The following is an 11,150-nucleotide window of genomic DNA, read 5'->3' as shown; positions in this document are numbered from 1 at the left end:
GAGAGCGCAGGCTCTCCTTACTCAACATATCAAGAGAGTTATGAAATGAAAAAAACGATTCAATGCTTGGCAGTAGCAGCTCTTGCCGGTTTCTCGGTAGCGACTTATGCAGACGAAGATACAGCGGTAGTTCAACAGGAAGAAATCAAGTTTCCTGCGGTTGAAAAAAGTTATTTAAAACAGGTAAAGCGTTATGAATATGATGACGTTGCCCGTTTAGATACAGGTTTAACCAAAGACCAGATCCGTCATTTATTGGGCAATCCTCAATTTAGCGAAGGCGTATTCTTGGTAAAAACCTGGAACTATGTTTTAGATATTCGTCAGCCGAATAGCCAAGACTATTTACGTTGCCAACTCCGTGTCGATTTTGACAAAAAATATCTGTCAGAAAGATTGTCATGGAAAGGTGAAGCCTGTGAGGGTTTAATGGCTTGGGGTGCAAATAATCAGGTGCCGAGCGATGCAAACGTAAATACTGCACGTTCTGGTAGCGTATTCTTTGCCTTTGACCGATTCAATGCCAATGCAATTGAACAAGGTTCGGCTTCAGTATCAGCAATTGCACAACGTATTAAACAAGGCAATGCGACAGGTCCAATCCTTGTCTCTGGCTTTGCTGATCCGTTGGGTAAATTTGCGTATAACCACCAATTATCAGCACAACGTGCCAATACAGTCGCGAAGTTGCTGGTAAATGAAGGTGTAGATGCAAACCGTATCCAGATTCAGGCAAATAGCCAGACTGACCTTTATCAACAATGTGCAGGCAGCAAAGCCAACGCTAAACTTGTGGGCTGTTTGGCACCAAACCGACGCGTTAACGTAAGCTGGTAATACAGTTCATCTTAAAAAATGGCTGCTTTAATAGTGGCCATTTTTTATTTCTATATGAAATCAGTCAGCTAGATGTCATCAAGCATTTTAAGTCAAACAGAATTACTTTTGCTTCAGATAAGGCAAAAAGATAATTTTTTGTGAACTGTTAGACAAAACATATAATTATGCTTAATAAATGATCTAAAATGCACGGCGTGAAATAGTTGCTTGAAAAAGTCATTCACCGGGTATCGCTTACGAGGGGAAAAACATGTTTGAATCAAAAAATCTCATTGTTCTGGATCAAATGCTTGTCTTAAAAAAAGAAGGTAAACGTGATCTGGTTTATGAAAATGATACTTTGCTCAAGGTGAAAATGATTTCGAATCAGCATATCGTGGTAGAAGATGATGCTCAGACCAGCTTTTTGTTAAAACCCCAGGATGAAAATGTGCTCTGGTCATTTATTTAATTTAAAAAGCCTTGGATAAGCTGCTGGTTTTAATGCGCTAAAGAGCAGCTTATTTACCATATTTCAATTAAATCTACCGATTTATAAAAATATCCGATAAACGCGAAATTCCTGTTACAAGACCACATCCTTGCATTGCCAAGCATCTTTTAGTGCTTAAATTTAAGCGCCTGATTTATATTGACACAATTGACATCAGCTAACTAAATACAGTCAATTCTATTTTTATCTTTTCTCCTTAACTTGAATAAAACTGTTGGGAAATAGCTAAAAATGGATCGGACCATGCAAAATAATAAATTTATCAAATTTACAAAATCCTTTTTGGTTCATTGTACTTTGGCAAGTTCAATTCTGCTGATGAATACAGCTTATGCAGCACCCGAAGGCAAACTGGACTTGACGCTTTCGACACATTCACAGAATAAGATCAAACAGTTGCTCAATGATCCGAAAACCTGGCAACAGATTTCCAAGCAAGTCACTTTATGTGTGTTTTCACCTAATGGCGAGCATAGTGAAGCATTTGAGCAGGCCACCAGTTATATTACTGAAATCCCGCGCATGGTTCGTGTTGCAAAACAGTTCGGCGTCAACATGAATGTGACCCGGCCTTCGCATTTACAATTTAAACTGGATTTTGATTACCCCAAATTAAAAAAACAGGCCTCAACCTTAGTCAATCTCAAGGTCTATACCAATGAAGCGGTGCTTACTGAGGATTTCCGTAGCAAGCGCTGTGATGGTGCCGGAATCAGTAACCTCCGTGCCAAACAATTTAATAAATTCGTCGGCAGTATTGATGCGATTGGTGCATTGCAAACTTATAAGCAGCTCAGTTCCGTCATTCAGGTTTTGGCCAATCCAAAATTCGATGAAAAGATGGTCAATAAAGATTATGAAGTCGTGGGAATCGTACCTTTGGGTGCCGCCTATATCATGGTGACCGATCGTAATATTAATACCTTGGCAAAAGCTGCGGGTAAAAAGGTTGCGGTATTCCAGTTTGATGAAACGCAAAAGAAACTGGTACAGAATGTCGGTGCACAACCGGTTTCTGTCGATCTGGTGACAGTGGGCGGAAAGTTTAATAATAAAGAAGTCGATATCATGGCTGGGCCAGCGATTTTATTTGAGCCATTGGATCTACAAAAAGGCATGACCGATAAATCAGGTAAAGCGGTTGGCGGTATTATTAAATTTCCTGTGATACAGGTGACAGGAACCTTGATTATGCAGCGCAATAAGTTTCCGGCAGGGATGGGCTCGATTGCTCGTGAAGTGATTTCCAAACAGTTGAATCCCGCCTTTGAATTTGTAGACAAGATTGAAGCCAAGATTCCAGACAAGTTCTGGTTAAAACTGAATGAAAGTGATAAGCCTGGTTATGTGCGTTTGATGCGTGAAGCGCGGATTCAAATGACCAAAGAAGGTTTTTACGACAAAGATATGATGAAGTTGTTGAAGCAGGTGCGTTGTTCGCAAGAGCCAAGCAATTATGAATGTGCTTTAAATGATGAGTAATAAACCATATCCAAAGAATTGATCATCTGGTTTGTAGGAATGATTTATTTTATTTAGATTGATATCTAGTAGGATAAATCATGGATTTAATTAATAAGATTAAACGTAAATTGCAGAAACAGAATATAAGCTTGAATAAACCAGCAACGTGGCAGGAAATTTTGGCTTTTGAATATAAGCATCAAGTTAAATTATCACCAGTTTTAAGAGCTTACTTTTTGGAATTCAATGGTATAGCTGACCGAAATATGGATGATAAATATTTTACGTTCGTGTCGCTGGGTGAATTTCAATCGGTTGAAAGTATTTCAAGCTACTATGATAAAGATAAGTTTTTATATCCTAACTGTTTTGTATTTTCGGACTATCTAGTGTGGTGTTGGGGATATGCAGTACTACTCGATCAGATTGGTTCGGATGGTGTTGTATATCATGTGGGAGGATCATCAAAAAGAAAAATTGCTGATTCATTCACAGCATTTTTACAGCAATATTTAATTGATAGTAATAAATTATTATAAAAATATCTTTAACGCCTACTAACAATATGTCTATGTTTGATAAATAGAGTAGAAAAAGAAAGGTTTTAGAGAAAAATGGTTTGATGTTAGTTATTATTTTTATATTAAAAATAATGCTCCAGAGGTGCCGCTGCATGGTCGTTACCCTGAACCCGATGAGTTCAAGGTGGAGGTGACGCGTACTTAATGGGTTTCCTACTCGAGGCAGGCATACACTCAAAATACACAGAACACATCCATAAATATAAGTATCGGCAGGGGACTAGACGTACTGGCGAACACCCTAGAGACAGTTTTAGTATAACTGATCTTTACGCGATGACAATCCTTACAAGGCAGTTATCTGTAAAGATACTTACTAATTGATGGGGCTTTGTGCAATTTTACTCAACAGTTTGTTCGACATCTTCCAAAATGGTCTGGAGCAGACGTTCGCAGTGGGCATATTCCTGTAAAGACTTATTCAGGCTAAACACTTCCTGCGCCATTTGCAGGGCCACCATGATTACCAGTTTGTTATGTTCTACGCGTGGCGCATTGCGACGCATGTCATGAAACTTCTGATTCAGCAATTCAGCCGCACGTTCCAGCTCTTCACGTTTATCTTCAGTCGTATTTAAACGGAAAGTCTGTTCAATCAAGCGAAGTTCGACAACAATGGATTCACTCATGATCAGGTCTCCTCGTGAGTTTCAGCATTGGGATGAGCGAGTTGCTGAATTTCTTGTGCATGTTGATCTTGGGCGGTACCTAAAATAGAAAGACGCTGGATAATGGCTTCCACTTTAGATTTTGCAAGTTCATTTTTTTGCAACAAGCGATCGCGATCCTGTTGTAAATCCTGAATTTCTTGTTGGCTATGACGTTGCTGTGCCTGTAATTTTTCTTTGTTGACACGCAAGTCGTTACGCTCGGCCAAGATTTCCTGAAAACGATTTTTTAAATCGGTGGTGCTTTTCTCTAAACGGCTATAACGTTCCGCTAAAGTTGTTGCATCTTGATTCAGTTGTTTAAATTGATCTTGTAACTGAGTCAGTTGTTCAGTTAAGTTATCAACTTCTTCCTGCTTTTGCGTGATGATGCTATTTTTCTGCACAACTTGTGCATGATGGTCAGTTTCAGCTAATTGTTTAGCTTCAGTGAGCGATGTATTTTCTCGCTCAAAGTGATGTAGGCGTGTTTTTAAAACACCAATATGCGCTTGTAGACGCTGTAATTGTTCTAACATAACGAAGGTCGCACAGAGTTGCAATCAAAGGTAATATATACAGCAGTATAGAGATTGGATAAACGAATGCAAGACGATATTTCAGGTTGGACGGAATGGAATGCCCATTTTGATGGGATTGAAGAAATTTCAAGTCCAAGTGAGTTACATGGTTTACTCACTGGTATAGTTTGTGTGACACAAGCGCCAACCGCAGATGAATGGTCACAAATCTTAAACACCCTTAATGTACCTGCTTTACAACCCCAAGCACTGGACAGTTTGACGGATGAAGCAGAGGATGTGGCGCATGCTTTATCTGATGATGAATTAGACTATTTGCCGATGCTCCCGGATGACAGTCATTTGCTGGTTGATCGTGTTCAGGCATTGGCTGACTGGTGTGCCGGAGTGGTGCTGGGTTTCGGTTTGGCTTCGGGTCATATTCGTGGCGAGGAGCAAGAGCTGATTGAACATTTACAAGATGTTGCAGCGGTTGAGTTTGAAGACTCAGACAATGATGAAGAAGGCGAAGAAAGCTATCAGGAATTGTATGAGTTTGTACGCCTGATTCCTGTGAGCTTGTCGATTGGCCGTAAAAAGATTGCTGTGGCTGAAAGTTCTTTGTTACAAAATTTTCATGCTAAAAGCAGAAATTCAGACAACCCTTCCGATCCGCAAACCGTGGTAGAAATGTTTACCCCACATCGTCCGAGTTAACTCGGGCGGTGCCTTAAACTTTTATAAATAAAGATACTTACAATCATTCATCTTCATCAGAAGGACAATATGAAATTAAGTCAGGCCGATTTTAAGCAACGTCGTGATCTTCTCGCTCAACATATAGGCAGCAATAGCATTGCAATTATTGCGACGCGGGCAGAAATGTATCGTAACCGCGATGCGGATTATAAATATCGTGCCGACAGTAGTTTTTATTATCTGACTGGATTTGCAGAGCCAGAAGCGGTTGCCGTGATCGAAACCTTTGAAGAGGGTGAGGAATATAGCTATAGCTTATTCTGTCGTGAACGCAATCGTGAAATGGAAATCTGGAATGGCTATCGTGCCGGAATTGATGGCGCGATTGAAATCTATGAAGCTGATGAAGCTTATGCAATTGATCTGCTTGATGAAGAAATCATCGACAAGTTATTAAATAAACACCGTCTTTACTATCGTATTGCTCAGAATGCTGAATTTGATGCACGTGTAAGTCAATGGATGCAAAAGGCGGATGCACACCGTGGGGGGACTGCGCCCGCAGAAGTCGTACAGCTTGATCGTATTGTTGATGAAATGCGTTTAAAAAAATCAGCACAAGAAATTGAGTTGATGCAGATTGCATCGGATATCAGTGCAGAAGCGCATACCCGTGCCATGCAAACGGTTAAAGCTGGGATGATGGAATACGCACTCGAAGCGGAACTGAATTATATCTTTGGTCAAAATGGCTGCGTGCCAGCCTATAACAGTATTGTCGGCGGTGGTGAAAATGCCTGTATCTTGCACTACGTTGAGAATAATAAGCCGTTGAAAGATGGTGATCTAGTGTTGATCGATGCGGCGTGTGAATATGAGTTCTATGCATCGGACATTACTCGTACATTTCCGGTAAACGGTAAATTCAGCCCTGAACAAAAAGCATTATACAACGTGGTTCTTGATGCTCAGCTGGCTGCGATTGATGCAACCCGTATCGGCAATCCTTATAAATATCCGCATGAAGTGGCGGTAAAGATTTTAACTCAAGGTCTGGTTGATCTTGGTTTAATGAGTGGGGATGTGGAAGAGCTGGTTGAAAGCGAAGCATTCCGTCAATTCTATATGCATGGTACAGGGCATTGGCTCGGTATGGATGTGCATGATGTCGGCGCTTATAAGAATGGTGAAGACTGGCGTGCTTATGAAGCCGGTATGGTGGTGACCGTTGAGCCAGGTTTGTATGTTGCACCTGATGATGAAACGGTCGACGCAAAATGGCGTGGTATCGGCATTCGTATCGAGGACGATATTGTGGTCACTGAAAATGGGCCATTGGTTCTAACCAAAAATGTGGTGAAAACCGTTGAGGAGATTGAAAGTTTGATGGCTGCGAATTAAGTTTGAAGTTGAGAAAAAGGTCTATCGATTGATAGGCCTTTTTATTTACCTTAGGTTTAACTTAAATTTTTCTAACTTATTGAAAAAAATATCTTTGTGGAATCTTCTTGAGTAATCATCCAATTTTAGGATAAGCCGTCGGCTGGACCTACTTTTGTTTCGGCAAAAGTAGGCAAAACCATTGTCATCCGCAAAACTCGTTGATTGCTGTCAGCTAATTTAATGAGTCGCAGAAACAATACCTTATTAATGGAGTCCTGTCTCAAACAGTTGCGGATGACATTTCCGAGTATCATATTATTGTGGAACTCGGATTATTTAGTTTGATGTTCAAAACAACTTTTGAATATATTTTAAAAACATAGACCAAACAAAGTACAAATTCCCTTCCTGATTTGAGTTAGAGTAAGATAGGTCCCGAAACATCAAGTCATGAAAAACTGATAAGGAATAATATTATGCAGCAACACGTCATCATTGTCGGTGGAGGTATGGTTGGACTCAGCCTTGCTTTAATGTTGGCAAAAGCTAATATCGCAGTGAAGCTATTAGAAGCTGTGAAATATCCGAATTATGACGATGAAAATGTTGCCCCTTATCATTCCAGTTTTGATGCACGTAATACCGCTTTGTCACGTCGTAGCGTACAGATTTACCAAAAGTTAGGTTTATGGGAAGCTTTACAGCAACATGCCACCCCAATTCTGCAAGTGCATATTACCGAGCAGGGTAGTTTTGGTAAGGCACGCCTCGTTGCTGAACAAGAAAAAGTAGAAAGCTTTGGACAAGTGATCGAGAATGCATGGTTAGGACGCGTGTTACTGACCCAAGTGCGTCAGCAGCCGTTAATCGAGCTGATTGACGGGGTGCAAGTGACCTCACTCACGCAAAATGAAGATGAGGTTCACATCGAAGCGATGCGCAATGGTGAATATATTCATTCCTTGAAATCCAGGTTGGTAATTGCAGCCGATGGTCGTGATTCTTTCTGTCGACAAGCCATCGGGGTCGGTGTAGATGAGCATGATTATGACCAGGTCGCGATTGTCACGACCGTACAAACCTCTAAACCGCATCAGCACGTTGGTTTTGAACGCTTTAGCGCATTAGGGCCATTGGCATTATTGCCTTTACCGGGGGAATACCGTCGTTCAGTGGTATGGCCGGTGAAGAAGGGCACAGAAGCAGAATGGTTAGGCGAAGAAAATGACCAGCACTTCCTCGATGCTTTACAGGAAACTTATGGTGATCGTGCGGGTAAATTTGAAAAAACTGGCAAGCGTTTTAGTTATCCATTGTCACAAGTGTTGGCGCATAAGCAGGCTGTTGGACGTGTGGTGCTGATGGGGAATGCCGCACATACCATTCACCCCGTTGCAGGACAAGGTTTTAACCTGTGCTTGCGTGATGCCGATGTACTGGTTCGTTTCTTGATGGAGCAACTGGCGAAGTCTGATGATATTGGCGCGCCTGAAAATTTACTGGCCTATGAGCAATCCCGTTTAAAGGATCAGCAACGTGTGATCAAGTTCTGTGATTCGGTGGTGCGTGGTTTTAGTAATCAGAATCCAATCCTTAAATTATTACGTAATACTGGGCTGATTGCATTTGATGTGATTCCGGGGGTTAAGCCTTTGGTTGCCAACTATGCGATGGGGCTAAAAGCATGAGTGAACTGTTAGATGTGGTCATCGTCGGTGGTGGACTGGTAGGTGGTCTAAGCGCTTTATTATTGGCCCAAGGTGGCGTACAAGCCACAGTACTGGATGCTGCGCCTGTGCTTGATCAGGACAAGACTTTAGCGGTCATGAATCCGCGTGTATTGGCACTCAGTCAGGCAACCATTCACTTACTCAAAACGGTTGATGTATGGAATGATCTGGCACGGCAAATGCCTTATTCGGGCATGCAGGTCTGGAATAAAAATGGCTATGGCGAAATCAATTTTGGCCATGCTTCTGAGCAGCCACCACACTCAGATCAGGCCTTAGGTTCGATGGTTGAGCCGAGTGTCCTCAATGTTGCCATTCAACAAAAGATGTTGCAGCAGCTTAAAGACTACCGTACCCAGGTCAAAGTCATCCGGATTGAACAGATTCCCCAAGGCTGGTCGATTCAACTGGCGGATGGTACGACCTTAAAAACCAGGTTATTGATTGGTGCAGATGGTGCCAACTCATTTGTACGTGAGCAGGCATATATCGATCTAGATGTACTAGATTACAAACAGGCTGCCATCAGTTGTGCGATTAAAACCACACAACCGAATCAGTATGTGGCTCGCCAGATTTTCTTGCCGACCGGCCCATTGGCCTATTTACCGATGGCCAGTCTGGATGCACAGGACAATGGTTACTGGCAATCGATCGTCTGGACATTGCCCGATGACTATGCCGATGAATATTCAGCACTCAGTGATCAAGAGTTTATGCAATTGCTGACTCAGGAAAGCCTGCAAATGCTGGGGGAAGTGGTTGAGGTGCGTTCCAGAGCACAATTCCCACTCAAGGCACGTGCTGCACAGCGTTATATTAAATCGGGGCTGGCATTGATTGGTGATGCAGCACATGTGATTCATCCCCTGGCAGGACAAGGCGTGAATATAGGTTGTCTGGATGCCGCGGTGCTTTGTGATGTGTTACTGCATGATTTAAAACGTGGTGCATGGGCCAATGAACAGACCTTGTTGCGTTACGAGCACCAACGTAAAGGTCAGAATGATGCCATGATGCATAGCATGTCTGCGATTGGCTGGCTGGAAAGTTCGGAGCTATTTCCGTTTGTCTGGGCACGAAATTTTGGCTTAAAACAGGTCGAACAATTTGACGGGTTTAAGGATCGTTTCATGCAACAGGCCAACGGATTAGGTGTGTTAAAAGACACCCGTTACGCTTGCTAAAAAAGAGTAGATATTTTTTAAACAATCATTTATAAATCAGAGTGAATTTGGTCGTAAAAAATACGATTTTAGCAATATTGTACTTTGCGAAATGAAAAGAGCTTGCTAAATTTCATCAAGTTCTGATGACCAAATAGCGATGATGAGAAGTTTAGTCATTGTGGGGAGATTAATATGACGGAAATGAATGATTACGACGACAACACAGAAGATTCTGCTGTAGACGATGATGAGGCGAAAGCAGCAGAAACTGGTGCAGATAGCGAAGAATCGAGCGCCAATGATGCTGACCTTGCCGAGGCTGAAACCTTAACGGTAACGGCAAAACAGAAACAGCGCCAGGCTTTAGAAGATGAAGTTGCTGCGTTTCTTGCACGTGGTGGACGCATTACCGAAGTCCCACCCGATGAACATCAAGATTAAGTCGAATAAAGACAGCAAAAAAGCATCACGGTTGTGGTGCTTTTTTGTGCTGGTGTGATTCGTGTTCGCACTCCAGTGGCTGATGGAGTTCCTTTAAAATTCCGCATTGTTCAATGGTACGATATTGTGAGCATTGCTGTTTTAAATGGGTTAGATCCTGTTTTAGATGTTCCAGATTTTTAATTTTCTGGGAAACCTCAGCCAGATATTGATCAATCAGATGATCGACTTCCATGCAGGTTTGATTGGGGTTCTCTGACATATCCTTGAGCTTTTGGATATCCTGTAAGGTAATGCCCAGTTCACGGCAATGCTTGAGAAACAGAAGCTCGGACAGCATCTGTTCAGAATAGTGCCGGTAATTGCCCGCCGTACGTTTGGCTTTTTCAAGCAGCCCAATTTTTTCATAATAACGTATGGTATCCACTGATACGCCCGTCTTTTTTGCCAGTTGCCCAATGGTAAGATTTATCATGCTTGACTCTGGAGTTACTCTAGGGTTTTAAATCACTATAAAAGATTAAGTGAGAAAAGTCATGGCAGGATGTGGTTGCAATACAACATGTTCCCCAACACAAAAGATTAGTCCAAAGTTTCGCAAAGCTTTATGGATCGCGCTTGTTCTAAATGCACTGATGTTCTTTGTCGAGATTATTGGTGGTTCGCATGCACGTTCAGTCTCACTTTGGGCTGATGCACTAGATTTTGCTGGTGATGCAGCAAACTATGCCATCTCTTTGGCTGTATTGTCCATGACCCTATACTGGCGAGCGACCGCAGCCTTAGTCAAAGGAATCACCATGGCTGCATTTGGTATTTTTGTGATTGTTAAAGTGTTTTGGTCATGGTGGCTAGGTGTAACACCTGAACCAATGCTTATGGGCGCAATTGGTGTATTGGCATTGACTGTCAATGTCATCTCTGCGTTGATGCTCTATGCATTCCGTGATGGCGATGCCAATATGCGTTCGGTATGGTTATGCAGTCGGAATGATGCGATTGCCAATATCGCGATCATTATCGCAGCGATCGGTGTATTTGGAACAGGAACTATGCTCCCCGATTTATTCGTTGCTTTTGTTATTGCGTATTTAGGTGTTTCTTCTGGTTTGGCTGTGATTAAGCAGGCGAGAGCAGAAAGAAAAATGGATCAAACAAATCTCATGACCAAGGCTTAAAACA

Annotated in this window: 13 protein-coding genes and 1 other RNA gene; 10 read left to right on the top strand and 4 right to left on the bottom strand. The window is 42.0% G+C overall.

Annotated features, from left to right (window positions below; translation table 11 throughout):
• The first annotated feature begins 45 nt into the window (after positions 1-45).
• The 4 genes from tpgA (at position 46) to JO943_RS10395 (ending at position 3,336) form a co-directional block, all read left to right on the top strand.
• Positions 46-837: a trimeric autotransporter adhesin/peptidogylcan-associated protein TpgA gene (tpgA, locus tag JO943_RS10410; RefSeq protein WP_202740733.1), complete on the top strand. Its 792-nt coding sequence runs from the start codon at positions 46-48 to the stop codon at positions 835-837.
• Positions 838-1,090: 253 nt separating this feature from the next.
• A complete protein-coding gene (locus JO943_RS10405) occupies positions 1,091-1,291 on the top strand; it encodes a hypothetical protein (RefSeq protein WP_005231707.1) in 201 nt (66 codons plus the stop codon).
• A gap of 285 nt (positions 1,292-1,576) precedes the next feature.
• Entirely contained in the window at positions 1,577-2,815 is a 1,239-nt protein-coding gene (locus JO943_RS10400; protein WP_202740732.1) for a putative solute-binding protein, read from the top strand.
• Positions 2,816-2,895: 80 nt separating this feature from the next.
• On the top strand, positions 2,896-3,336 hold the full coding sequence (locus tag JO943_RS10395; RefSeq protein WP_202740731.1) for an SMI1/KNR4 family protein: 441 nt from the start codon (positions 2,896-2,898) through the stop codon (positions 3,334-3,336).
• Between the two features lie 111 nt (positions 3,337-3,447).
• Here JO943_RS10395 and ssrS read toward each other — a convergent pair.
• The 3 genes from ssrS to JO943_RS10380 all read right to left on the bottom strand — a co-directional run bounded on the left by ssrS (position 3,448) and on the right by JO943_RS10380 (position 4,564).
• A non-coding RNA gene (gene ssrS / locus JO943_RS10390) (6S RNA) lies at positions 3,448-3,629 on the bottom strand.
• A 90-nt stretch (positions 3,630-3,719) separates the two neighbouring features.
• On the bottom strand, positions 3,720-4,007 hold the full coding sequence (locus tag JO943_RS10385) for a cell division protein ZapA (protein WP_009511386.1): 288 nt from the start codon (positions 4,005-4,007) through the stop codon (positions 3,720-3,722).
• Positions 4,008-4,009: 2 nt separating this feature from the next.
• Positions 4,010-4,564 (bottom strand): hypothetical protein, encoded by a 555-nt coding sequence (locus tag JO943_RS10380; RefSeq protein ID WP_004773773.1) that lies wholly within the window; start codon positions 4,562-4,564, stop codon positions 4,010-4,012.
• Between the two features lie 66 nt (positions 4,565-4,630).
• Between JO943_RS10380 and JO943_RS10375 the strand changes: the two genes are divergently transcribed.
• From JO943_RS10375 to JO943_RS10355, 5 genes are all read left to right on the top strand, one after another.
• Positions 4,631-5,263: a UPF0149 family protein gene (locus JO943_RS10375; protein WP_005231702.1), complete on the top strand. Its 633-nt coding sequence runs from the start codon at positions 4,631-4,633 to the stop codon at positions 5,261-5,263.
• Between the two features lie 69 nt (positions 5,264-5,332).
• A complete protein-coding gene (locus JO943_RS10370; protein ID WP_202740730.1) occupies positions 5,333-6,646 on the top strand; it encodes an aminopeptidase P N-terminal domain-containing protein in 1,314 nt (437 codons plus the stop codon).
• Positions 6,647-7,104: 458 nt separating this feature from the next.
• Positions 7,105-8,316, top strand: a complete 1,212-nt coding sequence (gene ubiH, locus JO943_RS10365) for a 2-octaprenyl-6-methoxyphenyl hydroxylase (protein ID WP_202740729.1) — start codon at positions 7,105-7,107, stop codon at positions 8,314-8,316.
• Positions 8,313-9,545, top strand: a complete 1,233-nt coding sequence (locus tag JO943_RS10360) for an FAD-dependent monooxygenase (protein WP_202740728.1) — start codon at positions 8,313-8,315, stop codon at positions 9,543-9,545. Before ubiH ends, JO943_RS10360 begins: the two co-directional genes overlap by 4 nt.
• Before the next feature lie 174 nt (positions 9,546-9,719).
• The gene (locus JO943_RS10355) at positions 9,720-9,968 is read left to right on the top strand and encodes a hypothetical protein (RefSeq protein WP_005231697.1); all 249 of its coding nucleotides are present in this window, start codon (positions 9,720-9,722) and stop codon (positions 9,966-9,968) included.
• Positions 9,969-9,993: 25 nt separating this feature from the next.
• On the opposite strand, the gene JO943_RS10350 is transcribed toward JO943_RS10355, so the two are convergent.
• On the bottom strand, positions 9,994-10,443 hold the full coding sequence (locus JO943_RS10350; RefSeq protein WP_005231696.1) for a MerR family transcriptional regulator: 450 nt from the start codon (positions 10,441-10,443) through the stop codon (positions 9,994-9,996).
• 61 nt (positions 10,444-10,504) lie between these two features.
• Here JO943_RS10350 and JO943_RS10345 point away from each other — a divergent pair, with 61 nt between their 5' ends.
• A complete protein-coding gene (locus JO943_RS10345; RefSeq protein WP_202740727.1) occupies positions 10,505-11,146 on the top strand; it encodes a cation transporter in 642 nt (213 codons plus the stop codon).
• The last annotated feature ends 4 nt before the right edge of the window (positions 11,147-11,150 follow it).

Source organism: Acinetobacter sp. 'aerobic (ED)', from assembly GCF_904886855.1.
Lineage (GTDB): Bacteria > Pseudomonadota > Gammaproteobacteria > Pseudomonadales > Moraxellaceae > Acinetobacter > Acinetobacter courvalinii.
The sequence above is the reverse complement of the archived record's forward strand: the minus strand, read 5'-3'. Positions and strand labels throughout refer to the sequence as shown.